The organism is Paractinoplanes tereljensis (assembly GCF_016862435.1).
GTDB lineage: Bacteria > Actinomycetota > Actinomycetes > Mycobacteriales > Micromonosporaceae > Actinoplanes > Actinoplanes tereljensis.
In genome coordinates, this window is the sequence record NZ_BOMY01000053.1 from 1 (window position 1) to 25,687 (window position 25,687).

At 70.5% G+C, this 25,687-nt stretch carries 22 protein-coding genes; 12 read left to right on the forward strand and 10 right to left on the reverse strand.

Annotated elements, in window-relative coordinates:
* Positions 1 to 148: 148 nt before the first annotated feature.
* A complete protein-coding gene (locus Ate02nite_RS41175; protein ID WP_203813373.1) occupies positions 149 to 1,543 on the reverse strand; it encodes an aminotransferase-like domain-containing protein in 1,395 nt (464 codons plus the stop codon).
* Here Ate02nite_RS41175 and Ate02nite_RS41180 point away from each other — a divergent pair.
* Positions 1,542 to 2,438, forward strand: coding sequence for a DMT family transporter (locus Ate02nite_RS41180; RefSeq protein ID WP_203813374.1), 897 nt, complete (start codon positions 1,542 to 1,544; stop codon positions 2,436 to 2,438). The genes Ate02nite_RS41175 and Ate02nite_RS41180 overlap by 2 nt on opposite strands.
* Here the strand turns inward: Ate02nite_RS41180 and Ate02nite_RS41185 are convergent.
* Together Ate02nite_RS41185 and Ate02nite_RS41190 are read right to left on the reverse strand one after the other, a co-directional pair.
* Positions 2,435 to 3,211: an SDR family oxidoreductase gene (locus tag Ate02nite_RS41185; protein ID WP_203813375.1), complete on the reverse strand. Its 777-nt coding sequence runs from the start codon at positions 3,209 to 3,211 to the stop codon at positions 2,435 to 2,437. The genes Ate02nite_RS41180 and Ate02nite_RS41185 overlap by 4 nt on opposite strands.
* A 9-nt stretch (positions 3,212 to 3,220) precedes the next feature.
* Positions 3,221 to 4,054 carry a phosphotransferase enzyme family protein gene (locus Ate02nite_RS41190; RefSeq protein ID WP_203813376.1) on the reverse strand — a complete coding sequence of 278 codons (834 nt, stop codon included), beginning with the start codon at positions 4,052 to 4,054 and terminating at the stop codon, positions 3,221 to 3,223.
* Positions 4,055 to 4,092: 38 nt separating this feature from the next.
* Here Ate02nite_RS41190 and Ate02nite_RS41195 point away from each other — a divergent pair, with 38 nt between their 5' ends.
* Complete coding sequence (locus tag Ate02nite_RS41195) at positions 4,093 to 5,223, forward strand: PH domain-containing protein (RefSeq protein WP_203813377.1); 1,131 nt, start codon at positions 4,093 to 4,095, stop codon at positions 5,221 to 5,223.
* Here the strand turns inward: Ate02nite_RS41195 and Ate02nite_RS41200 are convergent.
* Positions 5,217 to 5,693 carry a nucleoside deaminase gene (locus Ate02nite_RS41200; RefSeq protein ID WP_203813378.1) on the reverse strand — a complete coding sequence of 159 codons (477 nt, stop codon included), beginning with the start codon at positions 5,691 to 5,693 and terminating at the stop codon, positions 5,217 to 5,219. The genes Ate02nite_RS41195 and Ate02nite_RS41200 overlap by 7 nt on opposite strands.
* Before the next feature lie 54 nt (positions 5,694 to 5,747).
* Here Ate02nite_RS41200 and Ate02nite_RS41205 point away from each other — a divergent pair, with 54 nt between their 5' ends.
* From Ate02nite_RS41205 to Ate02nite_RS41220, 4 genes are read left to right on the forward strand one after another with little or no spacing between them, the layout of a single operon-like run.
* Positions 5,748 to 6,668, forward strand: coding sequence for a cation diffusion facilitator family transporter (locus Ate02nite_RS41205; protein ID WP_203813379.1), 921 nt, complete (start codon positions 5,748 to 5,750; stop codon positions 6,666 to 6,668).
* Positions 6,669 to 6,716: 48 nt separating this feature from the next.
* Positions 6,717 to 7,292 carry a hypothetical protein gene (locus tag Ate02nite_RS41210; RefSeq protein ID WP_203813380.1) on the forward strand — a complete coding sequence of 192 codons (576 nt, stop codon included), beginning with the start codon at positions 6,717 to 6,719 and terminating at the stop codon, positions 7,290 to 7,292.
* A 38-nt stretch (positions 7,293 to 7,330) separates the two neighbouring features.
* Entirely contained in the window at positions 7,331 to 7,897 is a 567-nt protein-coding gene (locus Ate02nite_RS41215) for an RNA polymerase sigma factor (protein WP_203813381.1), read from the forward strand.
* Positions 7,894 to 8,952, forward strand: coding sequence for a hypothetical protein (locus tag Ate02nite_RS41220; RefSeq protein ID WP_203813382.1), 1,059 nt, complete (start codon positions 7,894 to 7,896; stop codon positions 8,950 to 8,952). The genes Ate02nite_RS41215 and Ate02nite_RS41220 overlap by 4 nt, the downstream gene beginning before the upstream one ends.
* A gap of 44 nt (positions 8,953 to 8,996) precedes the next feature.
* Here the strand turns inward: Ate02nite_RS41220 and Ate02nite_RS41225 are convergent, their stop codons facing one another.
* From Ate02nite_RS41225 to Ate02nite_RS41235, 3 genes are all read right to left on the reverse strand, one after another.
* Complete coding sequence (locus Ate02nite_RS41225; RefSeq protein ID WP_203813383.1) at positions 8,997 to 10,052, reverse strand: hypothetical protein; 1,056 nt, start codon at positions 10,050 to 10,052, stop codon at positions 8,997 to 8,999.
* Positions 9,979 to 10,563 (reverse strand): SigE family RNA polymerase sigma factor, encoded by a 585-nt coding sequence (locus tag Ate02nite_RS41230; protein ID WP_203813384.1) that lies wholly within the window; start codon positions 10,561 to 10,563, stop codon positions 9,979 to 9,981. The genes Ate02nite_RS41225 and Ate02nite_RS41230 overlap by 74 nt, the downstream gene beginning before the upstream one ends.
* A gap of 90 nt (positions 10,564 to 10,653) precedes the next feature.
* Positions 10,654 to 12,840, reverse strand: coding sequence for an NACHT domain-containing protein (locus Ate02nite_RS41235; RefSeq protein WP_203813385.1), 2,187 nt, complete (start codon positions 12,838 to 12,840; stop codon positions 10,654 to 10,656).
* A 171-nt stretch (positions 12,841 to 13,011) separates the two neighbouring features.
* On the opposite strand from Ate02nite_RS41235, the gene Ate02nite_RS41240 reads away from it, so the two are divergent.
* The 6 genes from Ate02nite_RS41240 to Ate02nite_RS41265 all read left to right on the forward strand — a co-directional run bounded on the left by Ate02nite_RS41240 (position 13,012) and on the right by Ate02nite_RS41265 (position 21,294).
* The gene (locus Ate02nite_RS41240; protein WP_203813386.1) at positions 13,012 to 13,995 is read left to right on the forward strand and encodes a LacI family DNA-binding transcriptional regulator; all 984 of its coding nucleotides are present in this window, start codon (positions 13,012 to 13,014) and stop codon (positions 13,993 to 13,995) included.
* 105 nt (positions 13,996 to 14,100) lie between these two features.
* Positions 14,101 to 16,248, forward strand: coding sequence for a carbohydrate-binding protein (locus Ate02nite_RS41245; RefSeq protein ID WP_203813387.1), 2,148 nt, complete (start codon positions 14,101 to 14,103; stop codon positions 16,246 to 16,248).
* A gap of 11 nt (positions 16,249 to 16,259) precedes the next feature.
* Positions 16,260 to 18,284 carry a glycoside hydrolase family 36 protein gene (locus Ate02nite_RS41250; RefSeq protein ID WP_239148094.1) on the forward strand — a complete coding sequence of 675 codons (2,025 nt, stop codon included), beginning with the start codon at positions 16,260 to 16,262 and terminating at the stop codon, positions 18,282 to 18,284.
* On the forward strand, positions 18,281 to 19,582 hold the full coding sequence (locus tag Ate02nite_RS41255; RefSeq protein WP_203813388.1) for an ABC transporter substrate-binding protein: 1,302 nt from the start codon (positions 18,281 to 18,283) through the stop codon (positions 19,580 to 19,582). Before Ate02nite_RS41250 ends, Ate02nite_RS41255 begins: the two co-directional genes overlap by 4 nt.
* A gap of 3 nt (positions 19,583 to 19,585) precedes the next feature.
* Positions 19,586 to 20,470, forward strand: a complete 885-nt coding sequence (locus Ate02nite_RS41260) for a carbohydrate ABC transporter permease (protein ID WP_203813389.1) — start codon at positions 19,586 to 19,588, stop codon at positions 20,468 to 20,470.
* Positions 20,467 to 21,294: a carbohydrate ABC transporter permease gene (locus tag Ate02nite_RS41265; RefSeq protein WP_203813390.1), complete on the forward strand. Its 828-nt coding sequence runs from the start codon at positions 20,467 to 20,469 to the stop codon at positions 21,292 to 21,294. The genes Ate02nite_RS41260 and Ate02nite_RS41265 overlap by 4 nt, the downstream gene beginning before the upstream one ends.
* Before the next feature lie 754 nt (positions 21,295 to 22,048).
* Here Ate02nite_RS41265 and Ate02nite_RS41270 read toward each other — a convergent pair.
* The 3 genes from Ate02nite_RS41270 to Ate02nite_RS41280 are packed head-to-tail and all read right to left on the reverse strand — an operon-like array spanning position 22,049 to position 25,670.
* On the reverse strand, positions 22,049 to 22,807 hold the full coding sequence (locus Ate02nite_RS41270) for a hypothetical protein (protein WP_203813391.1): 759 nt from the start codon (positions 22,805 to 22,807) through the stop codon (positions 22,049 to 22,051).
* Positions 22,808 to 22,859: 52 nt separating this feature from the next.
* Positions 22,860 to 24,269, reverse strand: a complete 1,410-nt coding sequence (locus tag Ate02nite_RS41275) for an MFS transporter (RefSeq protein ID WP_307873301.1) — start codon at positions 24,267 to 24,269, stop codon at positions 22,860 to 22,862.
* A 27-nt stretch (positions 24,270 to 24,296) separates the two neighbouring features.
* Entirely contained in the window at positions 24,297 to 25,670 is a 1,374-nt protein-coding gene (locus Ate02nite_RS41280; RefSeq protein ID WP_239148095.1) for an 8-oxoguanine deaminase, read from the reverse strand.
* Positions 25,671 to 25,687 lie beyond the last annotated feature (17 nt).

Here is a 25,687-nt window from a genome sequence, read left to right on the forward strand (position 1 = left end):
CGCTCCCGGGACTCGCTCCCGGGACTCGCTCCCGGGACTCGCTCCCGGGACTCGCTCCCGGGACTCGCTCCCGGGACTCGCTCCCGGGACTCGCGAACGCGCGCGAGGGCGCGCGGTTCGGTTGGGGTTGCCTGGCTTTCGCTCGTCGCTATCTGGGGAACGCTTGGGACAGGCGGTGGATGGCCTCGTCCATCTGGTCTGGTGGGGACGCGGCGTAAGTCAGGCGCAGGTGGGGGGACGGTGGCTCGGCGGGGAACCATGGGCGGCCGGGGAAGACGATCACGCCTTGGGCCGCTGCCGCTGCGGCCACCGCTACGTCGTCGGTGCCGTCTGGAAGACGGGGCCATAGGTGCAGGCCGCCCCGTGGGATCGACGGCGGCAACAGTTCCGGCAGGTGGCGGGTCAGGGCTGACAGCAAGGCCTCTCGGCGGGTGCGTAGCGCGGTGCGTAGGTGGCGCAGGTGGCGGGGCCACGCCGGCGCCGTCACGAACTCCACCGTTGCCTGCTGCAGTGGGCCGGCCACGAAGAAGTCGTCCAGCAGGCGGGCTGCTCGCAAGCGGGCTCCGGCTGGGCCTCGGGCACCGATTGCCGCTATGCGCAGGCCGGGGGCGGCCGACTTGGTCAGGGAGCGCAGGTAGATGACGTGGCCGTCGGGATCGTCGGCGGCCAAGGGCGGCGGGGGGTCGCCGTCGATGGTCAGGTCTCGGGCGTAATCGTCCTCGATCAGGAAGGCGCCGGCCTCGCGCACCGCCTCGGCCACCGCCTCGCGGCGGTTCGTCGCCAAGGTGGCGCCGGACGGGTTGGCGTGCAGCGGCTGGCAGTAGAAGAGCCGGGCCCGGGTGCGGGCGAACGCAGCCGCCAGCTGGTCGGGCAACACTCCGTCGGCATCCGCGGGAACCGGCACGACGCGCAAACCGGCGGCCCGGCCGGCGGCCAGCGCGCCCAGGTAGGTGGGTGACTCGACCAACAGGGTGTCGCCGGGGGTGGTCAGTGCGCGCAGCGCCGACGACAGCGCGGCCTGGCCGCCGGGGCAGATGACCATGTCGCCGGCGTGCAAGCCGGTGCCGGACTGCTGGGCGAACCAGGCTCGCAGGTCCTCGCGGCCCTCGACCGGGCCCCGCTGCCAGGTGGCCGGCTGCCGGGCCGCCCGGGCCAGCGCGGCACCCAGCGCGGCGGCCGGCTGCAGGTCGGCGTCCAGGTAACCGCCGGAGAGCGGGATCGCACCAACCGGCGGTAACGCCAGTAACGCTGCCATGTCGGCGTCGCCAGCCGGCGCGGCACCCAGGGCCACTGTCTGCCAGGACAGGTCGGGCGTGGCGACCGGCCGAGAAGACAGCGCAGCCACGAACGTGCCCCGGCCCGGCCGGGTCTCGATCACGCCCTGCGCAGCCAAGACCTGCAGGGCCGCGGCCACCGTGACCGGGGACGCCTGATGCCGGGCGGTCAGCTCGCGCACCGAGGGCAGTCGGGTGCCGGGCGCCAGGCCGCCGGCCAGCCGCCGTAGATCTTGGATAACGCGAGCGGCTGCGATACCGTCATTCATGAGAAGCAAGAGTAACGCTATCGCGCCCCCGGCAGTAACGGGCGGTCTCGCCCTCGGCGCGCTGGGCGTGCTCGCGTTCAGCATGTCGCTGCCGATGACCCGGGTCGCCGTTCAGCAGCTCGATCCCTGGTTCGTCGCCTTCGGGCGGGCGGTGGGGGCGGCCGTGCTGGCCTGGATCTACCTTCGTGGCACCGGCGCACCCCGGCCTACTCCGCGCCAGGCAAGAAGGCTGCTGACCGTCGCGCTCGGGGTCGTCGTCGGGTTTCCGCTGTTCACGTCGCTCGCGCTGACCGGGGAAACCGCGGCGCACGGCGCGGTCGTGGTCACCGTGCTGCCGGCGATGACGGCGATCTTCGCGGTGGTGCGAGCGGGGGAACGGCCACCGCCGGTGTTCTGGGTCGCCGGGGCGGCGGGACTGGCGGTCGTCCTGACCTTCCTGATCACCACCGGCGCGGTGCACGGGAAACTCGATGTCAACGACCTCTATCTGCTGGTCGCGGTGGTGCTGTGCGGGCTGGGGTACGCCGAGGGTGGCGCGTTGGCCCGGGAACTGGGCGGTGCCCGTACGATCTGCTGGGCTTTGATCCTCTCGCTGCCCGCCACCCTGCCGATCACCGTGGCCGCCGCCTGGATCCGCCCGCCGCAGGCGTCCGGCGAAGCCTGGGCCGCCTTCGGCTACCTCACCGTGATCTCGATGTTCCTGGGGTTCTTCGCCTGGTACGCGGGCCTGGCCCGGGGCGGCATCGCCAAGGTCGGGCAGATCCAGCTGGCCCAGCCGATCCTCACCCTGATCTGGTCGGCACTGCTGCTCGGCGAGTCGGTCACCCCGGCCACGATCGGCGCGGCCGTGGTGGTGCTGGCCTGCGTGGTACTGATCCAACGGGCCCGCAGCTAGCGCTTAAGGTTGTGCCGGCGGTGGGTGAGCTTCTCGGCGACCGCCGCCGGCACCACCCGGCGCAGGGCGAACACGAACGGCGCGTTACTGCCCACGGCGTACCGCTGCCTCGGATTTTTGGCCTCGATGGCCTTGACGATCACCTCGGCGACCTTCTCGGCGGAGATGCCGGCCTTCTCGTTGCGGTCGAGGGCGGCCAGCATCGTCTCGAACTCGCGCCGGTGCGGCGAATCGGCGGCGATGTATTTGGTGCGGCGTTCGCTGATGCCGGTGTTGATCGAGCCGGGTTCGACGGTGGTCAAGCCGACGCCGAACGGCGAGAATTCGTGCCGGGCGCCGTTGCTGAAGCCCTTCAGCGCGGCCTTGGTGGCCACATAGGACGATCGGTAGGCGAGCGGGAACGACGCCAGCATCGACCCGACCATCACCACCCGGCCGTAACCGCGCTCGCGCATCCCGGGCAGCGCCAGCTGGGCGAGCCGCACCGGCCCGAGCACGTTGACCTGGAACAACCGCCGCAGCGCGTCCGGCGGCAGCTCCTCGAACGGCCCGGACTGACTCTCGCCCGCGTTGTTGACCAGGATGTCGATCGTCGCCAGCCGTTCGCGCAGGGCCTCCACCGAAGCCTCGTCGGCGAGATCGAGCTGGAGCAGGCCGGAATCGCCGGGCGTGCGGCTGGTGCCGAAAACGCGATAGCCGCGCGCGGTCAGCAGTGCCGCCGTCGCCTTCCCGATGCCCGACGATGCGCCGGTGACCAGCGCGGTGCGTTCCATGCCGGCACCCTACCGGCGGATCAATGCCTCGGTGACCTCGGCGCGGTGGTCGGTCCACCATCGCAGATAGCGCCGGCGCCGGGCGGCGACCTCGGCATGCCGGCCGGGCGGCCAGACCTCGGTGGCCAGGGACCACCACCTGCGGTGGGCGGCATCTTCAAGATCAAAGTCCGAGACCGATACATGTACGCGGTACCCGCGCGCAAACGCAGCGATCCGGTCCAGATCGGTGCCGAAGGTGATCGTCGCCGTCCGCACGACCTCGAGCCCGTAGGTCCGCACCCCGAGCCGGTCCCAGTCCAGCACGCTGATCACCCGGCCGTCCTCGACCAGCAGGTTGAATGGCTGCAGATCGCCGTGCGTCCACCCGGCCGGCCCGACCTCGCCCGCGGTCGGCGGACGTTCGCCGGCCAGCGCCTCCGGGATCGGCGCCGGCGTGTCGAGGATCCGGGCCGGGGCCGGCGGGCAGGCCTGCGCCAGCGCGAGATGCATCCGCCCGACGAGATCCCCGAACGCCTCCGGATCGAGCTCGCCGTCGACGGGATGGTGGCCGGGCAGCCAGTCGAAGACCGTGTACCAGTCGTCGCCGAGGCGCAGCAGCATCTCGCCGTCGCGGGTCACCCGGGCGAGCGGAACGCGAATGCCGAGCTCCGCCATCCGCGGCAGAACCCGCTGCACCGACCGAATTTGATCGGGTGTCGCGTCCTGGATCAGCTTGACCGCGAACGTGCCGGCCTCGGTGACCAGCGACCAGTTCAGGTTCATGATCCCGGCGGTGGCCCGCCGGAAGTCGAGAACGGACCCGAGCCCGAACTCCCGGGCGACTTCGGCGGCGACATCCACCCCACCATCAAACTACGCTGTGGACCGGGAGGTCCACGGTGCGTGATCAAGTGGGGTTGGCCCGGTTCACTGCCATTTCCGTGCTCGTCACGGCGGGTGTCTATCTCGGACTGTACGGGTTCGCGGCCGGCAGCCGGACCTTCGTCGTGCTGGGCATCGCCGCGTTCGTGATCGCCGTTACCGGTCTGGCGCTGCGCACGTTCTGGTGGTCGCGCCTGCACCGGCAGCGGGCGTGGATCCGGGGCACGGCCGAGGTGCTCACCGTGTCGCCACCCCCGCCGACCGGCGTGGTCGGGCGCTGCGAGCTGACCGTGATCCTGGCGGCGCCGGGCCTGGCCACCAGCGAGGTCGCGGTCCGGGACCGGCGGGCGCCGGTGCGGTCCTGGCCGGAACCGGGCGACGCGCTGCCGGTACACGTCGACGTCGACGACCTCCGCCGGGTGCGGGTGCGCTGGGACGAGTTCGTGAAGCAGCCGGAAGAGCTCGTCGATCCGCTGCTGCCGCGCTTCGACGATCCTCCGCCGCCCTGGCCGGACTACCCCGGGCCGGACGGCCCGGCGTTCACCGACGAGGAACTGAACGCGCTGTCCGCCACCGAGTCGGAGTACCTTCCACCCCGCCGGGTGCTGCCGCTGGAGGACGAGCCGAGCCTGCTGGTCGCCCGCTACCTCTTCCCGACCGAGCGCTATCGCGGCGAGTGGCGGCGACACTGGGTGTGGATCTTCAACCGATACGTCCTGGCGCTCGGCCTCGCGGTGGCCGGCGAGATCCTGGTCCGGCGATACGTCGCGGACGACTACCGGACGGCCGCCCGGGCCGGGGTGGCCGTGCTGGGTGGCCTGCTCAGCCTGCGGGCGCTGATCGCACACTGGTTCAGCCGGTTCGTGCTCACCGGCACCCGGGTGCTGCTGGTCGAGGGCGTGCTGCGCCGGCGGGTCTCGACCGTTCCGCTGCCGCACGCCACCGAGCTGCGCTACGTGCAGTCCCTGCCGGGGCGGCTGTTCAACTACGCCGATTTCGTCTTCGAGCGGGCCCGGTTCTTCAGCCCGATCCGGCGGGTCAGCGCCCTGCCCAACCCGAACGAGCTGTTCCTGCGGGTGGCCGAGGAGGTGTACGACCCGGGCGCGGTCGAGGCCCGGCTGCGCAGTTACGGCGAGGAGTCCTACTGATCCCAGAAGCCCGCGTGCACCTCGGTGGCGCCGGCCAGCGGGACCGGGCCGTCGACGGCGATCTCCCGGCCGCCCCGGGCGAAGACCTCCCGGCTGGGCAGCCGCAGCGGCGGCACGCCCTCCTCTTCCTCGACCATCCCGGCCAGGTCGGCCTCGGAGAGCGCGAACACCATCCGGCCGATCCCGGACCAGTAGATCGCCCCGGCGCACATCGCGCACGGCTCGGTGCTGGTGTACAGCACGCTGCCGGTCAGGGTTTCCCGATCAAGAGCACCGGCCAGGCGTACGAGATTGGTCTCCGCGTGCCCGGTCGGATCGGCCTGGGTGACCACGCTGTTGCGGGCCTCCAGCACCCGGCCGTCGGCGGTGACCAGCAGCGCCCCGAACGGATGATCGCCGCGGTTGCGCGCCTCCCAGGCGAGCGCCACCGCGCGCTCGAGATGCTCCCGGTCAATCTCCGTGACAGCCATGCGGACAGCCTAGGGGCTGCGAGACTGGTTGTTGATCACGCGGGAAGGGTGTCGATGTCAAGCGAGGGCAGTACCAGGGCCGTGCTGACGGCGCTGACCGCGAACCTGGCGATCGGGGTGGCCAAGTTCGTCGCGGCGGCGATCACCGGTTCGGCGTCGATGCTGGCCGAGGGTGTGCACTCGGTGGCCGACTCGGCCAACCAGGTGCTCCTGCTGATCGGCGGCCGCCGGGCCAAGCGCCCGGCCTCGGTCCTGCACCCGTTCGGGTACGCCCGGGAACGGTACGTCTACGCGTTCCTGGTCGCGATCATCCTGTTCAGCCTCGGTGGCCTGTACGCCGTCTACGAGGGCTACCACAAGATCAAGGACCCGCATCCGCTGGAATCCCCGCTGGTCGCGGTGATCGTGCTGGTGTTCGCCGCGGCGCTGGAGGGCTATGCGTTGCGCACCGCGGTCGGCGAGGCGAACCGCACCCGGGGCAAGCGGGACTGGCTGGCCTTCATCCGCCGCACCCGCAACCCGGAGTTGCCGGTGATCCTGCTGGAGGACAGCGGCGCCCTGTTCGGCCTGCTGTTCGCCCTGGTCGGGGTCGTGCTGAGCGTGCTGACCGGCAACGGCGTCTACGACGGCATCGCCACCCTCTGCATCGGCCTGCTGCTGATCTTCGTGGCCGTGCTGCTGGCCACCGAGACCAAGAGCCTGATCATCGGCGAGTCCGCGGTTCCGGAGCAGGTGGCCGCGATCGAGAAGGCGCTGCTCGCCTCGCCCGGCGTGGACCGGGTGATCCACCTGCGCACGATGCACCTGGGCCCGGACGAACTGCTGCTGGCCGCGAAGATCGCGGTCGGCGCGCACGACGAGGGCCGGGAGATCGCCGCCACCATCGACGACGCCGAGGCGCGGGTGCGCACGGCGGTCCCCTCGGCCAAGGTGATCTACCTCGAACCCGACATATACCACCCAGACTCCGTTTAATCTGGCTTTATGTTCCGAAATGGCGTAAAAGCGACAATTATTGCCGTAATGGTTATCGGTGCCGCCAACCCGGCGGCGGCCGCGCCTCCCGACCCGCTGAAGTGGCTGCACTCCGCCCTGCTCACCGTCGAGGACCTGCCGCCCGGCTACGAGTCGGCCGACGAGTGGTCCGACCTGGTCCGGCCGGGCGAACCCGACCCCAGCATCTGCGTCGATCCGATCGCCGTCGGCAGCGTCGTCACCCGGCCGGGCATCACCGCGCACACCGCGTTCTTCGGGACCAAGGGCGGGCCGCTGCTCTACGAGATCCTGATCGCGGCCGGCCCGGCCAAGGCCCGCGCCCTGGTCGCCGAGGTGGCCGCCGCACCCCGGCGGTGCCCGGTCGTGCAGCTCGGGGACCTCTCGCTCACGGTGAAGCGCACGGGTGCGCCGGAGGTCGGCGAGCGTGCTTCCGCCGTACTCCTGGAAACCGGGACCGAACCGCCGATCCGGACCCGCCTGATCGTCTTCGCCAAAGGCGAAGTTACCGCCATCCTGATGGCCGTCGGCGTCGAGGACGCCGGGTTGCGCGGCATGCACACCATTGCCCTCACGGCGGCCGGAAAGCTGGCCCGCGCGAATTAACCTGTCACGACATCCACTCTGCCGGACATGGACGGGACGTGACCTCCGCGACCGCACACGAGGACCGATTCCGGCGGATCTATGCCGGCAACTTCGAACAGCTCCTGGCGTACGCCCTGCGACGGGTCGATCAACCGGCCGACGCGGCCGACGTGGTGGCGGAGACCTTCCTCGTCGCCTGGCGGCGCCATCGGGAAATTCCCGACGGCGCCGAGGCGCGCCTCTGGCTCTACGGGGTGGCCCGGCGGGTGCTTTCCAACCATCTTCGTGGTGGGGTGCGCCGGGAGCGATTAGGGGTACGCCTCCGTCAGCGCCTGTCCGCGGCGGTGACCCCCGACCCGAGCTCCGAGGTGTCCGATCGGCTGACCGTGCGGGCCGCCCTGGCCCGCCTCGGCGACCTGGACCGTGAGGTGCTGATGCTCACCGCCTGGGAGGGTCTCGAACCGCGCGAGGCGGCGGCGGTGCTGGAGGTGAGCCCGGCGGTGGTGCGCACCCGGCTGTCCCGGGCCCGGGCGCGGCTCCGGGAATTCGTCGGTGACGATCCCGGGCCGCCCGGACATGTATTCGACGTCCTGGCAACACCCGTCCCGAAGGAGGGCAGATGACCGACGAACAACTGGACCGGATGGTCCGCGACGCCGACCCTTACCGGCCCGAGGTCATCGGGCAACTCGACGGGGCCGGGCAGACCCTGATCGAGGAGATCATGTCCGAACCTATCGCCACCCGCAGTCTCCGGCGCCGGCTCGTCACGGCCGTGGCCGCGGCCGCGGTTCTCATCACCGCGCTCGGTGTCTCCGTGGCCCTGCGCAACCACCCCGGCGGCCCCGACCGGCAGCAGGCGCTGCCGGTGACCTCGTCGCCATCCACCGCGAAGGCCGCGGGGACATACTCGCAGCTGGTGCTCCGGGCCGCGGAACAGAACCCGCGCCTGCTCATCGAGGAGGCCGGCTGGAAGGCCACCACCGTCTACGGTTTCACCGAGGACACCGGCACGATCGCCTTCACCAAGGGCGCCCTGCAGCTGGAGTTCAACTGGTACCCGGCCAACACCTACCCGGGTTACTACGAGAGCCGGCTGAAGGTCAGCAAGCCGGAGGCGGCAACCGTCGCCGGGCTGCCGGGCTTCCGGTTCAAGTACAGCGACAGCGACTGGGCGATTCAGCTGAAGCCCAAGGACAGCACGTTCGTCGAGTTGCGCACGGGGGGCAATTGGACGCGGGCCCGGTTCGACGAGGTCGTGGCCACCATCGTGCGGGCCGACGTGCCCACCTGGCTGGCGGCCCTCCCGCCGGAGATCGTCACGCCGGGCAAGGCCGACGAGGCCGCCGACAAGGTCCTCGCGGACATCCCGCTGCCGCCGAAGTTCGACAAGGCCAAGCTGGCCGGCCTCGGCGTCAACGACCCGTACCAGTTCACCGCCGGGGTCACCTCGGCCGTGGGCTGCGGCTGGATCGAGGAGTTCCTGCGGGCCAAGACGGCCGGTGACCAGGCCGCCATGAAGAAGGCCACCGACGCGCTGAGCAGCAGCCACAACTGGAAGGCCCTCAAGGCTCTGGTGGACGAGGGCGACTGGGCCGAGGCGTTCTGGGAGCTCGCCGACAAGGTCGCGACCGGCACCGTGCCCGACGGTTACAAGGACTGGATCGGCTGTAAGTAGACCGACCGGGGGCGGTGGCACGGTTCGTGCCACCGCCCGTTCGGTCATCCGCCGACCGGGAGCCATTCGTCGTGGTCGGTGAAATCGACCGGCTTGAGGCCGTCGGCGATCTGCCGCACGGTCTCGGCCGGCAGGCCGCTGAACCGGCCCTCCACGTCGATGAAGTAGTCACCCGCCACGATCGTGCAGGAGGCGGTGGCCGGGTAGCAGTGCAGCCCGTCCTTGCCGCGGATCTCGCCGTTCTTCGGCTTGCCCCGCATGACCAGGATCTCCACGCCGTTGAGCCGGATGTCGACCGGCTTGGCCAGCTGGGAGGTCGGCAGCGGCCCGGCGTACAGGAAGGTCTCGGAGACGATGTTGCTGTACTTCGTGGTGTTCTCCTCGGCCGACACCGTCTGCCAGCCGGCCGGCACGAACGTCATCCGGTACGGCACCCGGATCTGGTGACTGCGGCCCGGCTTGATCGCCTCGGCGATCCGGATCGCCTCGTCGACCGACGACGAGCGGTCGGCCGGCCGCGGCACGTAGGCGGCCCAGGCGTCCGGCGCGTACCGCCAGGCCAGCGCCACACGCACCGAGCCGTCCGGCACGGTGGTCATCATCCGCCCGACGCCCTCCTTGCCGCCGACGGTGACCGCGAAGGCCGGCCCGAAGGTGACGCCGGATTCCTCGGAGCCCAGCGTGCCCGGGTCGAAGATGCCGGGCTGGTAGAAGGTGACCGCGCCGTCGGTCAGCGGATACTTGCGGCCCTGGTCGTCCTCCCAGGTGTCGCCGTCGCGGTAGACCGGCAGCTCCTGGTAGCCGGAGGTGACCTGGGTGACCGGCCCGATCCGGTCGGCGCCGACCCGGTACTCGCCGAACACGGTGCTGAAGGCATCTTTTTCCGGTGTGAACGAGGCGGCCGGGACCGTCTCGGTCGGCCGCAGGCTCACTCCGGCCCCGACCGCGGCGATGGCCACGACCGCCGCCGCACCGGCCGCTGCCGCCCGCCGCTGCCGCCGCATCCGCCGGGCCCGGGCGATGATGTCATCGGTGCTGATGCGCGCCGGCGGTGGCGTTGGCCGGGCCGAATCCAGCACGTCGCGGACGTGATAGACCATTGTCGTTCCCTTCGGTGTGCATGAGGATGTCTTCGGCCGCCAGCACCGTGCGCAGCGTGTCCAGCCCGCGCGAGCATTGACTCTTGACGGTTCCGGCGCGGCAGCCCAGGATCTCGGCCGTCTCGTCGACGCTGAGGCCCTCGAGGAACCTCAGCACCAGGACGGCCCGTTGCCGGGGCGGCACCTTGCGCAACGCGGCCTGCAACCGCAACTTCTCGTCGACATCCCCGGACAGGTCGGGCCCAGGCCGGTCGGGCAGCGCATCCCCGGCCGAACTCTCCCGCCGCCACGGCCGCCGTTTCTCCCCGATCGCCGCCCGCACCACCATCGTGCGGACGTAGGCGTCCGGCGCGGACACCTTGTTCCAGCGCAGGTAGAGCCGCGCCAGCGCACCGGCCACGGCATCCTCGGCGGCCTGCCAGTCCCCACAGGTCAGATAGGCCAGCACACGCAGCGGCTCGAACCGAACCCGGACGAACTCCCGAAAACTGTCGTCGTCTTCGGCATCCACTAGGCAGTGCCCCTTCGTCGAGAGCTCTTCGTCGAGAGTCAGAGGCGCGCGGGACTGCCGCAGGTTGCACCGATCGCGAAAGTATCTTGCCTAGGCCAGTCGGCGGCGACGGGCGGGGACCGTCCGCTCCTGCGGGTCGGCCGGGCCCTGGGTGCGCGCGTCCACCGCGGCCAGGTGGTCGCGCAGCGTCAGGTGCAGGAACTCGTAACCGCCGGCCGCCCGGCGCATCACGATGCGCTCGTCGGCGTGCACCATGAAGGCCCCGAGGCGGCGTGGGAGCAGGCCGAAGGCCAGTGCCCAGAGGGACGCGGCCCGGTGGACCAGCCACGGCTGCAGGTTGGCCGACGCCGCGCCCCAGGTTGCGCCGATGGCGGGGGCGATCGCGAGAATTGACGCCCGCTGGGCCCACTCCGAGGATACGAACAGTCCGGTGACCAGGTAGGTGAGCACCGGGATCGAGGCCATGCCGGCGAGCACGATCAGTTGGGTGCGCAGCGTGCGCCGGGCGGCGGAGCGGTTCTCGTCCTCGCGGCGCACCACGAGCCGGGGCACGGCCGAGGCCGCGATGCCGCCGATCAGGCCGAGCAGCACACCGGGTATCAGACCGGCCAGCAGGCCGACCGGTCCGGCGCCGAGACCGATGAAGATGCCGAGCACGATGCCGCCGACCGTGCCGTACCCGAGTCCGGTCAGGATGTTCTCCGGCGCGAAGTCCCAGCCGACGGCCAATTCGCCATATCCCCATCGGGCGGCCAGGTAGAAGCCGAGAGCCAGGATGATCACCACCACGAACAGCGCGGCCAGGCCGCCGCTGTGCCGGTGGGCCACCCCGGCGGTGAGGTAGACCAGGCCGGCGACGGTGGCGGCCAGCCAGAGGACACCCAGCACGGTACGCAGGGCGAAGGCGTGCACCTCGGGCAGCCATTTGGCATCGATGTGCTCGAGCCGGAACTCCATCCGCCCGGCCCGGCGCATTCCGGCGGCCATCCGGGTCAGCCAGTGGTAGGTGCGGTCGGGCGGGAAGCGCGGGTTGCCGGTGCTGGAACCGGTCGGGTCCCGCCGGCGGTTCAGCATCAGGTCCACGTACTGCGACCAGAGGTGTTCGAGCCGTTCGGAGCCGGTGCCCTCGAGCAGCCCCCGGTCGGGCACCCGGCCGCGGTAGGTCAGCACGGCGATGGCCAGGTGCAGCGTGTTGCTGAACAGCTCGGCCAGCTGCGGGTCGTGGACGCATACCAGGCGCAGCGGTTCCAGCTCGGGACCGGCCGCGGTCAGATAGGCGTCGACCGTTTCGTAGGCGAGGGGCTGGATCTCCACGGCCGCGCCGAAGTTCAGTTTGTAGCCCAGCTCGTCGTAGTCCTCGGAGCGGCAGGTCACGACCATGCCGAACGAGAACGCGGCCCGCAGGTGCGCGATGGTGCGCACACAGCGCAGCCGGGCCCGGTCGTCCTGGATCTCGTCGAGGCCGTCGAGCAGCACCACCACCGGCGGCCGCGCGGCGATCAGCCATTCGTAGGCGTCCCGTTTGGGCACCAGGTAGCGCCGGGAGATCTCCCGGGCCATCCAGTCGACGGCGTCGAGCATCGCGTCGGCGGACGCCTTCTCCGAGGCGGCCAGATCACCTCCCCTGAGCTTGCTGGTGTCGAGCGCGCCGGGTTCCAGTGCCCACCGGCCGGCCGACAGCGGCAGGATCACCGGGACCGGGTCGCCCGCCCGGCGGTCCGACCGGTCGAGCAGGTGCTCGGCCAGGTGCAGCATCTCGGTGCTCTTGCCGGAGCCGGGCGCGCCCAGGATCACCAGCCGCCCGGCCGTGCGGCTCTCCGCGAACACGTGGCTGAGGTGGATGCCGCGCGGGAGGGTGATGTCGTCCAGATCCTCGATCAGATGCAGCGGGTGGTGCAGGGCGCTGCCCCGCCCGGTGAAGTTGAGTTCGACCGGGACGAGGTTCTCCAGCGACCGGGCAAGCACCCGGTCGATCCACACCTCGCGCATCTGACGGCGCAGTTCCCGCAGCGACGGTTCGGTGTTGCGCCACCGCCGCGGCTCGCTGCCGGGCAGTTCCCGGGCCGGCGCGATCGGCCGGGTCAGCAGGAAGAGCAGGATCGCCAGCAGTACCACCAGACCGGCGGCCACCGCCGGGTTGGTCTTCATCCAGCCCTGGAACGGCAGTGGGTGGTCGGCCATCCAGTCGCCGAGCGGGGCGAAGTAGACGGTGGTCAGGGCGCCCATCACGGTCACGACGACGGCCGAGCCGCGCGCCGGGCGCAGAATTACCCGCAAACGCTGTCGTATCACTGGAATCCGCCGCATCCCCCACATAGCGTTGGCGGAATAGTAACTGTCAGTCATCGATGGGCGCACCGGCCGTTCGGGCACTCGGCCGCGCCCGACGAGAGGCGGGATTAGTTCCTTCGGAGGGTCGCGTCCGGGTGCCATGACTACGCTGTGGACATGACGGCACCGCGGATTCGGGATGTCGCCGCGGCGGCCGGGGTCTCTTATCAGACCGTGTCGCGGGTGATCAATGACTCGCCCAACGTGCGGCCGGAGACTCGGCAACTTGTTGTCGAGGTGATGGAGCGGCTGCACTATCGGCCGAACCGGGCGGCGCGGGCGCTCGGGCTCGGGCGGGCCCGCGCTATCACCGTGGTCACCGCCAACACCACGCTGTACGGCTACGCCAGCCTGCTGCAAGGCGTCGAGGAGGCCGGGCGGCAACTGGGCCTGGCCGTCGGGGTGCGGGTGGTGGAGTCCGACTCGGCGGCCGACGTCAAGCACGCGGTCGAGTACGTCAGTGACCCCACCGCGGGCAGCGTGGTGGTGGTCGCGTTCGATCCGGCCGGGGCCGGCGTGCTGCGGCTGCTGCCCGAGGACGTGCCGGTGGTGGCCGCCACCGAGGCCGGTGGGCTGCCGGGCAGCACCCGCCGGATGATTTTCCTGGATGAGCGGCAGGCCGCTGCCGACGCGACCCGGCATCTGCTCGGGCTCGGGCACCGCACCGTGCATCACGTGGCGATTCCGTCCGAGGCGCCGGCGGCCGCGCGGCAGGCCGGCTGGCGGGACGCGCTCGCCGAGGCACGAGCCCCGATTCCCGAGGTGGTGGCGGCCGGCTGGGATTCGCGGTCGGCCTATCTGGCCGGGCAGCGGCTGGCCCGGCAGACCGACGTGACCGCGATCCTCTGCGGCAACGACGACACCGCTTTAGCCGTACGCCGGGCTTTGTTCGAGGAAGGCCGGGACGTTCCCGGGGCCGTGAGCATCGTCGGGTTTGACGACGTGCCGGGGGCCGCCTACTGGACGCCGGCGCTCACCACGGTGCGGATGGACTTCGTGGCGCTGGGCCGGGCGTGCGTGGCCGCGCTGGCCGACGCGCCGGAGGCACCGCTCGAGGCACCCCGGCTGATCCTGCGCGAGTCGACCGCACCACCTCCCTAACAAAAAACACCTCCGTAACAAAACCGTAACGAGGCCTTCTCCAACACTGGTGTGACCGGTCACACTCATGCCCACGGATGTGACCGGTCACATAGATGGAGGTCCATGGTGAAGAGACAGTTGGCCGTTATCGCCACGGCGACTCTGGTGGGTGCGCTCGCCGCCGCCCCGGCTCAGGCGGCCGCCTCGCAGCTGGTCGTCGACCTGGCCACGAGCACCGGCGCGCTGCGCTACGGCGCCACCGGCTTCCTCTACGGGCTCGGCGACGAGGGCATTCCCAACGAGACCATGCTGGCCGCGCTCAAGCCGCAGGTCACCGCGCAGAAGGCACCAGACGGGCTGCAGCACCCGAACGGCGACGCGCTGAAGATCGCGCCGATGTTCAAGCGGGCCGGCGGCCGCGACATCCAGATCTACCTGCAGGACGTCTACCAGCAGTGGCCGTACGAGAACCTCGGCATCGCCGACTACCTGGCCAAGGTCGACACGATCACCCGCAAGGTGATCGCCGACCCGTACCGCAGCTCGTACGTGTACGTGCCGTTCAACGAGCCCGACGGCATCTGGTACTCGGGCAACCTGAATGGCCTGCTCGCGGACTGGAAAACGGTGTTCCAGAAGATCCGATCGATCGACTCCACGGCGCGGATCGCCGGGCCCAACTTCGCCTCCTACCGCTCGGCCGACCTGCGCACGTTCCTCACCTACGCGAAGGCCAACGGCGTCCTGCCCGACGTGATGACCTGGCACGAGCTGGGCAACGACTTCTATTCGAACTGGCAGGACCACTACAACGACTACCGGGCCATCGAAACCAGCCTGGGCGTGAGCGCCCGGCCGATCACCATCAACGAGTACGGGCGGTCCTCCGGCGACCTCGGCGTGCCCGGCAACCTGGTGCAGTTCGTGGCGAAGTTCGAGGCCAGCAAGGTGGACGGCTGCCTCGCCTACTGGACCACCGCGGGCGGCCTCAACGACCTGGTCACCCACAACAACCAGGCGACCGGCGGCTGGTGGCTCTACAAGTGGTACGGCGAGCTGACCGGCAACACGGTCGCGGTCACTCCCCCGTCGGCCGGCGGTTCGCTGCAGGGCCTGGCGGCGCTCGACGCGACCAAGAAGCAGGCTCGGGTGATCTTCGGCGGCAACAACCCGTCGTCCGGCACCTACGACACCAACGTCCTGGTCAAGGGCCTGCCGTCCTACCTGGGCACGACCGTGCACGCGACGGTCTGGGGCATCGACAACACCGGCCTCAACGCGTCGGCCGCTCCCTACCTGGTCAAGGAGGGCGACTTCACCGCCGCCGGCGGGCAGGTCACGGTGCCGCTGACCGGCCTCAAGGGCGCGTCCGCGTACCAGATCATCGTCACCCCGAACACCGACGCCTCGGCCGCGGTGGCGAACCGCTACGAGGCCGAATATGCCGCCCTGGGCGGCACGGCCAAGGTCACCTACGGGACCAACACCGGCTACGCCGGGACCTACTTCACCGAGGGGTACGGGGCCAGCAGTACCGCCTCCACGAAGTTTGTCGTCTCCGTCCCGTCGGACGGTTACTACAACCTGAGCCTGCGTTACTCGGCCGGTCCCTACACCGGTGCGCCGACCGACCGGTCGCTGCGGATCAAGCTCAACGGCACCGACCTGGCGACGCCCACCCTGCCCGGCACGGCCGACTGGAACACCTGGAAGACGGCCACCACGAAGGTCTTCCTGCCGGCCGGGATCAGCCGCGTCGAGTACAACGCCTACGCGACCGACGACCGCGACGCGGTGAACCTCGACTACCTGGAGGTCGCCGCGACGAGCGGGACGGTCACCGCGTACGAGGCGGAAAGCGCGACGAACACCCTCGCCGGCACCGCCGTGGTGGTCAGCGACACCGCGGCCACCGGCGGCAAATATGTCGGCTGGATCGGCGCCGGCAGCGCCAACACGCTGCGCTTCAACGGCGTGGCCGCGGCCACCGCCGGGCGCTATCGCATGGTCGTCGGCTACGCCAACGGCGAGCTCGGCTCCGGGGCAACCAACTACAACAGCAACATCGTCGACCGGTACGCCGAGATCAGCGTGAACGACGGCACGGCCAAGAAGGTGTTCTTCCGCAACACGCTCGGCTGGTCCAACTACTGGACCACGGTCGTCGACGTCGACCTGGCCGCCGGCGCCAACACGATCACTTTCGGCAACGCGTCGACCGGCTTCGCGCCGAACATCGACCGGATCCAGATCGCCGCACCAGTCGGCTGACAGGAGCACCAGTGAGGTTGGACATCGACCTGCCGTCCGGCGGCCCGGCCGCGATCGCGGGCCAGCCGATCGTCGAGGTGCTGGCGGCCGGCTTCGGCCGGGCCCACGTCTCGCAGCGCAGCGTGCGCACGGCGATCGGCCACGGCATGCGGCTGCTCGGCCGCTCGGAATCCAGCGACGGCAGCTGGCACGAGCAGCACATCGACCAGCGTGACGAGGCCAGCGGGCTGCGCAGCCGCACCACCGTCCGCACGACCGGTGACACCACGGCCTGGCAGGTCCGGACCACGGTGACCAACGACGGCGCCGAGCCGATCCTCCTGCTGAGCGTGACGTCGCTCGCGCTCGGGTTACCCCCGGTCGACGGGCTCGACCTGGTGTCGGGCGACGGTGAGTGGCTCGGTGAAGGGCGCTGGACACGGCGGGCGCTGCGCGATGGGCTCGTCCCCGACCTCAACCTGCCGATGCACGGGCAGGACGGGCGGGGGCGGGTCGCGCGGGTCGGCACCGGCACCTGGTCGACCGGCACCCACCAGCCGAGCGGGGCGCTTGCCGACCGGGCGGGCGGCGGGGCGTGGCTGTGGCAGATCGAGCACAACGGGCCCTGGCGGTGGGAGGTCGGTGAGCGGCTCGGCGGCGCCTACCTGGCGCTGCTCGGGCCGACCGACCTCGACCACCAGTGGCAGCAGCGGCTCGAACCGGGCGAGTCGTTCACCACCGTGCCGGTGTCGGTCGCCTACTCCCCCGACGGGTTCGACCAGGCGGTCGCGGCGATGACCGCGCACCGCCGGGCCCTGCGGCGGCCGCACCCCGACCGGGACGCGCTGCCGGTGGTGTTCAACGACTACATGAACACGCTGATGGGCGACCCCACCACGGCCAAGCTGCTGCCGCTCATCGACGCCGCCGCCGACGCCGGGGCCGAGGTGTTCTGCGTGGACGCCGGCTGGTACGACAACGACGCCGCCTGGTGGGACAGCGTCGGCGAGTGGCAGCCGTCGCAGACCCGGTTCCCGCGCGGCCTCGAGGAGGTCATCGCCCGGATCCGGCAGCGGGGCCTGGTGGCCGGGCTGTGGCTGGAGCCCGAGGTGATCGGGGTGCGCAGCCCGATGCAGGACAAGCTGCCGCCGGCCGCGTTCCTGCAGCGCGGCGGGGTGCGGCTGGTCGAGCACGGCCGCTACCACCTGGACCTGCGGCACCCGGCCGCGGTCGCGCATCTCGACGAGGTGGTCGACCGGCTGGTCGAGCAGCTCGGGGTCGGCTATTTCAAGCTCGACTACAACATCGACCCGGGCACCGGCACCGACCTGGACGCGGACAGCCCCGGGGCCGGCCTGCTCGGGCACAACCGGGCGCACCTCGACTGGCTCGACCGGGTGCTCGACCGGCATCCCGGCCTGATCCTGGAGAACTGCGCCTCCGGCGGGATGCGCGCCGACTACGCGCTGCTCGCCCGACTGCAGCTGCAGTCGACGAGCGACCAGCAGGACTGGCGGCACTACCCGCCGATCGCGGCGTCCGCTCCCCTGTCGATCCTGCCCGAGCAGGCGGCCAGCTGGGCCTACCCCCAGCCCGAGATGACCGCCGAGGAGGCCGCGTTCACCCTGGTCACCGGCCTGGCCGGCCGCCTCTACCTGTCCGGCCGCCTGGACGGCATGACCCCGGCGCAACACCAGCACGTGCTGGACGCCGTCGAGACATACCGAGATATCCGGCACGACCTCGCGCGAGCCGTGCCGAGCTGGCCGCACGGCCTGCCCGGCTGGGACGACACCTGGCTGAGCCTGGCGTTGCGGTCCGCCGGCGCCGACACCTACCTCGCGGTGTGGCGGCGCGGCGGCGACGCGACCAGCACGCTGCGCCTCGACCACCTGCGCGGCCGGCCCATCGCGGTCGACGTGCTCTTCCCGCGCCACCTTCCGGCCTGGACCCACTCCTGGGATGCGGCGGCCGGAACCCTCACCCTCACCGCGACCGGCGGCGCATCGCATGCCGCCCGGCTCTTCCGGATTACCCCGACCGAAGGATCACGATGAAACGAATAATCGGTGCCTCTCTCCTTGCCCTGCTCGCCCTCGCCGGCTGCAGCGACCCCGGGACCTCCTCCGGCGACACGGCCCCGGCGGCCTGGCCCGCCCCGGACACCAAGCTGGACGGGGTGAAACTCACCATCTGGGCCGCGCAGAACAGCAACACCGTGCCGGCCAAGGTTATCGAGGGATTCCAGAAGACGACCGGCGCCACCGTTCAGGTCGTCACCATTCCCGACCCCTATGAGCAGGGCATTCAGACCAAGGTCGCGACCGGCGACAAGCCGGATATCGCGTTCTGGCAGCCGACCGCGTCGATGCTCACCGCGCTCAATGCGAAAGCCAATCTGCAGCCGCTCACCGACGCGCCCTGGCTGGACAAACTCGATCCCTCGCTGAAGGACATCACCGGCATTCTCGACGGCACCCGCTATGCGGCGCTCATCACCAGCCCGGCGGTGGAGGGCGTCTATTACAACAAGGAGGTCTTCGCGGCCAACGGGATCACGGCCACGCCGAAGAACTTCGACGAGATGCTCACCGTGGCCCGGGCGCTGAAAGCCAAGAACGTCACCCCGTTCCACGAGATGGGCGCCGACCGCTGGGCGACTCAGTGGTGGGTGCAGGTGCAGCTGGCCGACGCGGCCAAGAGCGGGCTGTGGGATCGCATCAACACCGGCAAGGAGAAGTTCACCGACCCGACCGTGCTCGGCGCCATCACCAAATACCAGGCGCTGATCAAGGAGGGGCTGTTCAACACCGACATCAAAACCGCCAAATTCGAGGATCAGGGTACGGCGTTGCTCGGCGGAAAAGCGGCGATGGTCGTACAGGTCAATTCGTTCTTCGGGCAGTTGCAGGCGAAGGCCGACACCGCGGCGCTGGACCAGAAGATCGGCTTCTTCCCGATCGCGCCGTCCGGCAACGTGGGCACGTTCATCCCGGACCAGTCGAACGCGCTCGTCGCGTTCAAGACCGGCGACGCCAAGCGGGAAGCGGCCGCCCGGCAGCTCCTGGCCTACTGGATGGGACCGGGCTACCAGGATTTCGTGACCGATCGGAACACCGTGTCGCTGGAGTCCGCGGTGGCCAGCCCGGCCGGGGTGCCGAAAGCGCTGCAGGACGTGCACGCGTCGCTGCCCACCTCGGTGGGATCGATGCAGGCCCTCGCGGTCGCCAACCCGGACCTCTACATCAACCTGGCCGACATGATTGCCGGGACGATGACTCCGGAACAGGTCGCCAAGGCCACTCAGGACCAATTCGCGCAGCTGGCCAAGGCGGCCGGAGCCGGCGGCTTCTGACCCATGGCGGTAAGTGTCGAAACACCGGCCCGGGTGCGCGTCCCCCGCGCATCCGGGCCGGCCCCGCGGGTCATCCGGCGGCGTACGCATCCGATGTGGTTCCTGTTTCCCGCGTACGCCGTCCTGGTCGTCTTCTTCGTGTTGCCGACGCTGTTCAACTTCGTGTACGCGTTCACCGACTGGTCCGGGTTCAAGAGCGCCATCAATCCGGTCGGCTTCGACAACTTCACCGCCCTGGTGTCGGACGGGACACTGTTCCGGTCATTGCGGATCACGCTGATCTACGCCGTACTCGTCGCGGTCTTTCAAAATGCCTTTGGTTTTGGCCTGGCCGTTCTGCTCGAACGGGACACCGTGGTCAATCGGATCGCCCGGACGTTCTTTCTGGTGCCGGTGCTGATGTCGGCGCTCGCGGTCGGCTACATCTTCCAGGCGATGCTCAAGCCGACCGGCTGGCTCGCCGACACCACCTGGACGCTGCTGGTGGTGTCGCTGATCCACGCCTGGAAATGGATGGGACTGTCGATGCTGATCTATCTGGCCGGGTTGAAAACCGTGCCGGAGGACGTGATGGAGGCGGCCCGGATCGACGGCGCGTCCCGCTGGCGAACCTTCTGGACAATTCGGGCGCCGCTGCTCGCGCCGGCCGTGACATTCACGGTGGCGACCGCGCTGCTGGGCTCGATGAACGGCTTCGACATCGTGCAGGCGACCACCGGCGGCGGGCCAGCCCGCACCACCGAGATCCTCAATATCTTCATCTACCGGACCTTCGGGCAGGGCCTGTTCGCCCAGGCCACGACCATGAGTCTGGTGCTGTTCCTGCTGGTGGCGCTGCTCGCGTTTCCCGTTATCTACCTGCTCCGGAAGCGGGAGGAGATCCTGTGAGCGACCATCCTCTCTGGCGGCGGCTGCAACCCTTCGTCGCCGTACTCCTGGTGGTGGGGTTGATCGGGGCTCCGCTGTGGCTTGTCGTGGTCACCGCCGGGAAGTCGCAGGGCGAGGCCGTCGACCCGAACTTCTCGCTGCCCTCGCATTGGCAGTTGCTCGACAACCTGCGGCAGGTGTGGGTCGATGCGGACGTGCCGGCGGCGTTCCTCGGCAGCATGCTGATCGTGGTGCCGACGGTCGTGCTGGTCCTGATTCTCGGGTCGATGGCGGCCTGGGTGCTCGCTCGGCGCACGTCCAAGTTGATGGCCGTGCTCTACGCGGTCGGGATCAGCGGCATCATCCTGCCGCCGGCCGTGGTGACGGTGGTCCTGCTGCTGCGGCAGCTGGGGCTGGCCGGCACCGCGATCGGAATGATCTGCGTCTACCTCGGCATCTACCTGTCCACGGTGATCTTCTTCGTGACCGGTTTCGTCCGCACCATCCCCGAGTCGCTGGAGGAGGCCGCCCAGATAGATGGCGCCGGCCCGATGCTGGTCTTCCGCCGCATCGTGCTGCCGCTGCTGCGCCCGGTGCTGGCCACCGCCACGATCCTGATCTGCCTGTACGTATGGAACGACGTGTTCTACGCGTTCTTCGTGGTCGGCGGCCGCCTGGACACCCTGCCCCTGAACCTGTTCCGGGTCGCGAGCGCGGGCCTCTACCTGAACAATTGGCACCTGATCTTCGCCTACGTGATCCTGATGAGCCTCCCGCTGATAGCCCTCTTCGCGGTAGCCCAGCGAAAGATAATCGCCGGCATAACCGGAGGCGCAGTGAAGTGAACCCCAGACCCACCCGTCCCCCGAGCCGACCACCACCAGCGCCCCGGCCTAGCGTCACCCACCGAAGGCGCGGGTGCGCAGCTGGGCGCGCGATTGCCCACGACCCACGACCCCACAGCACCGGTACCTCCGGCCGATGAGCCAGGCGGTCTGCGCGCGAGGCCGGCCGATGCCTCCAGCGCGACCAGCGCCAGCGGAGCCACCGGAGCCACCGGAGCCACCGGAGCCACCGGCCATGCTCGCGGCCTCCCGCATGCTGGTCCACCGCTCTCGAATCCTGGACCGGCTCCCGCATTGCGGGCTCGGTCCTGCTTTGTGGACAGCAGTTCCACCTCTTGAGCCGCACCCAAGCAAAAGGACATGACATGCCGCATGTGTCCGCGACCGGCTTTCAACGCGCCCCAGATCTTGTGGATTTCACCCCCCGCTCGTTGCGCTACCTCTTCAAGATCTGAGACCGGCCCGCGTCTGGCCGGACCCGCGTCTGGCCGGCCGGAGCCGGGGTCAGGCCCAGGGCCGGGACCGGGGACCGGGGACCGGGGACCGGGGACCGGGGACCGGGGACCGGGGACCAGGGACCAGGGACCAGGACCCGGACCGGGCCCCGGCCGGGCGGGCCGGGCGCTTGGGGCGGCGTTGGGGCGGGCCCGCCCGGCGGGGGCGCGCGGAGGGCGAGTTTCGCTCAGCGGAACCGTGTGGCACGGGACTGGTCCGCGGCCGAATCGGATTAAGAGCGTGGGCGGACGACGCTGGCCTAGGTGCGCCAGGCTTTTATGCGGGAGGCGGCGCGGGTGGCCAGGGTTTGCGTGTCGGTCTTTTCGGCTGAGCCGGACTCCCAGCCGGTGTTGCTCAGGAAAGCGATCGTGTCGCCCTGCCGGATGGCTGCCCAGAACAGGCTGTGCACCTGGCCCTCTACCGGCTCGCCGGCGTCGTCGGTGGCTGGGCGGGTGCGTTCGATCAGGACCGAGTCTTCGCCGGCGCCCTCTACCGGGCCGCGCAGGGAGTTTTTCAGGGTTACGCCTGAGTCGGCCTTCTCGGTGGGGCAACCCTCTACGGCCTTGCGCAGGGACGTCATGAACTTGGTGGCGCCGTCGTTCTTGAAGACGATCACGTCCTCGTAGACGGCGGCCTTCGGGGTTGAGCCCTCGGGGGCGTCCTCGCTGGCGAACAGGAGCAGCTGGGTCGCGCGTACGCCGACCTGGTCCTTCTGTTCGTAGCTGTTCTTGCAGAAGGCCGGTAGGGGCTGATCGCCGGCACCCAGGCGGTTGGGTTTCTCCTTGGCCTGGCCGGGGGCGTCTACCACCTGCAGGAAGGCGATGGCCGGGATCGAGTCCGGGATCGCTTTGGCCGTCGGGCTTGCTCCTGCGGCCGAGGTGGACGACGGCAAAGCAGCGGCGGACGGGGAGGTTGGGGCGGCCGCCTGGTTGGTCGGTTCGCTGCCGGAACAGCCCCCGACGATCAGCGCCGCTACTCCGCCGACAAGCCAGTTCGCCGCGTGGCGAGCATTTACCATCGTCAACCTTCCGTAGTTGGTGAGGGCATTCTGGCTGATGCTGTCGATCTCGCTACCCGGTTTTGCCGGGCGTGGCGTTTATCCGGGAGTTGGCGGTCAGCACGTCTACCGTGGCGGCGATCAGGGCTACCAGGACGAAGCCGATGGTCACCCACAGGGACATCCGGAAGGCTGCCTCCCAGTCGCCGTGCGCGGCCAGGCGGTTGAAGAAGACCGAGCCGACCGCGGCGATGCCGATCGCGGTGCCGATGCGCTGGCCGGTCTGCAGTACCGCGCCCGCGCTGCCGGCCCCGCTCACCGGGACCTCGGCCAGGGTGAGGGTCTGGTTCGGGCTGATCACCAGGCCGCTGCCCAGGCCCGCGATCAGCAGTGGGAACGCGGCCGCCCAGCCGCCGCCGTGGCCGGGTACCAGGTGCAGGGCCAGGACCGTGCCGGCCAGGCCGGCCGCTACCAGGATCAGGCCGGTCACCACCAGCTGGCGGCCGTAGCGGTTGACCAGGCGGCCGCCGATCGCGGACGCGGCCGCCGAGCCCAGCGCGAAGGGGGTGATGGCCAGGCCGGCCTCCAGGGCGGAATAGTGCAGGCCGCTCTGCAGCAGCAGCGTGTAGGTGAAGAAGATCGAGGTGAAGCCGGCGAAGTAGAACAGGCCGATGAAGGCGCCGAGTCCGTAGGACTTTCGCCGGAAAAGCGACAAATCGACGAGCGGCGTGCCCTGATGGCGTCGCTCCCATTGGACAAATCCCGCGAAAAGCGCAACAGCGGCGATGACCAGGAGCCACTTGGCGGGACCGTGCCACTCTCGCTCCTGGACCAGTGGCAGGAGCAGCAGGATCACGCCGGTGCCGAGCAGGGCCACGCCGACCGGGTCCAGGGTTTCGCGCTCTCGCTCCTCCGGTGGGCGGGCCGGGATCCAGCGCATGCCCAGGATGATCGCGGCGATGCCGATCGGCACGTTGATGTAGAAGATCCAGCGCCAGCCCTCGGCCGCGCCGAAGACCTGGATCAGCAGGCCGCCGAGCAGCGGGCCGACCGCGGTGGAGATGCCGATCGTGGCGCCCAGCAGGCCGAACGGGCGGCCCCGCTCCTTCGGCTCGAACAGCTGCTGGATCAGGCCGGACACCTGCGGGTTGACCACGCCGGCGGCGGCGCCCTGGACCAGCCTCGCGATCACCAGCCAGGTCGGGCCGGTGGCCAGGCCGGCCGCCGCGCTGGCCACGGTGAAGACGGCCAGGCCGGCGATGAAGACGTTGCGGCGGCCGCGGGCGTCGCCGAACCGGCCGGCCGGAACCAGCAGCAGGCCGAAGGTGAGCGCGTAGCCGGACAGCACCCACTGCAGCTCGCTGGAGCTCAGGCCGAGGTCGGCCCGGATCGACGGCAGCGCGACGTTGACGATGCTCACGTCGAGCAAGGTCATGAACCCGGCCACCAGGGCTACCGTCATCGCGTGCCAGCGGTTCGTCACGGCGGTGGCCTTTCCCTGCGGGTACGGCTACAAACCCTGGATGTGGGCGGCGGCACGGGCGTGCCGGGCCAGGATGTCCTCTTGGTTGGCGGCGGCCAGGACACCGTCCTCCACCAGGATCGATCCGGCCACCACAGTGTGCCGGGCCGCGGACGGGCCGCAGCGCAGCCACGCCTCGACCGGGTCGGTCAGAGCGCCGGCGAAGGCGATCCCGGTCAGCGGCCAGACCACCAGGTCGCCCACGGCACCCACGGTCAGCTCGCCGAGCTCGCCCTGCCGGCCGAGACAGGCCGCGCCACCGCGGGTGGCCATGTCGAGGACCTCGCGGGCGGTCATCCCGGTCGGCCCGCGGCGCTGGCGGCCCAGCAGCAGGGCGGTCCGGGCCTCCAGCCACAGCGACGCCGAGTCGGTCGACGCCGAGCCGTCGCAGCCCAGCCCGACCGGCACCCCGGCCTCCCGGAACTCGCGGACCGGCGCGAACCCGCCGCCGCCGATCAGCATGTTCGAGCTCGGGCAGTGCGCCACCCCGACGCCGGCCGCGCCGAGCCGGTCGATCTCGGGCGGGCTCGGGTAGATGCAGTGCGCCACCCAGCTGCGCGAGCTGAGCCAGCCCACCTCCTCGAACTGCTCGATCGGGCGGCGGCCGAACCGCTCCATGCAGTAGGTGTCCTCGTCCGGGTCCTCGGCCAGGTGGGTGTGCAGCCGCACGTCGAGGCGCTCGGCCAGCTCGGCAGCCCGTTTCATCAGGTCGGGGCTGACGCTGAACGGGGAGCAGGGGGCGATCGCCACCCGGACCATCGCGCCCCAGGACGGGTCGTGGTGCTTCTTCACCAGGCGTTCGCAGTCGGCCAGGATCTCGTCCTCGTCCTGCACCACCTCGTCGGGCGGGAGGCCGCCGTCCTTGCGGGAGACGCTCATCGAGCCCCGGGTCGGGTGGAACCGCATGCCCACCTCGCGGGCCGCGGTGATCTCGGCCGACCAGAGGTCGCCGCCGCCCTTGGGTGCGACGTAGAGGTGGTCGGTGGTGGTCGTGCAGCCGCCGAGGGCCAGCTCGGCCAGGCCGACCCAGGCCGACAGGTAGGAGGCTTCCTCGTCGAGGCGGCTCCACAGCGGGTAGAGGCCGGTGAGCCATTCGAAGAGGGTGCCGTTGACGACCGGCCGGTAGGACCGGGTCAGGTTCTGATAGATGTGGTGATGCGTGTTGATCAGGCCCGGCGTGACCAGACAGCCGCCGGCGTCGAGGGTTCTGGTAGCCGAAGGTGGCGGGTCGGCCGGGCCGCCGACCGCGCTGACCAGCCCATTGGTGACGGCCACCCAGCCGCCGGCGATCTCCCGCCCGGCGTCGTCGCAGGTAGCGACCAGCAGAGCATTCCGAATGAGCAGGTCAGCGTGTTGATCCATCCGGCCAATCTCGCATC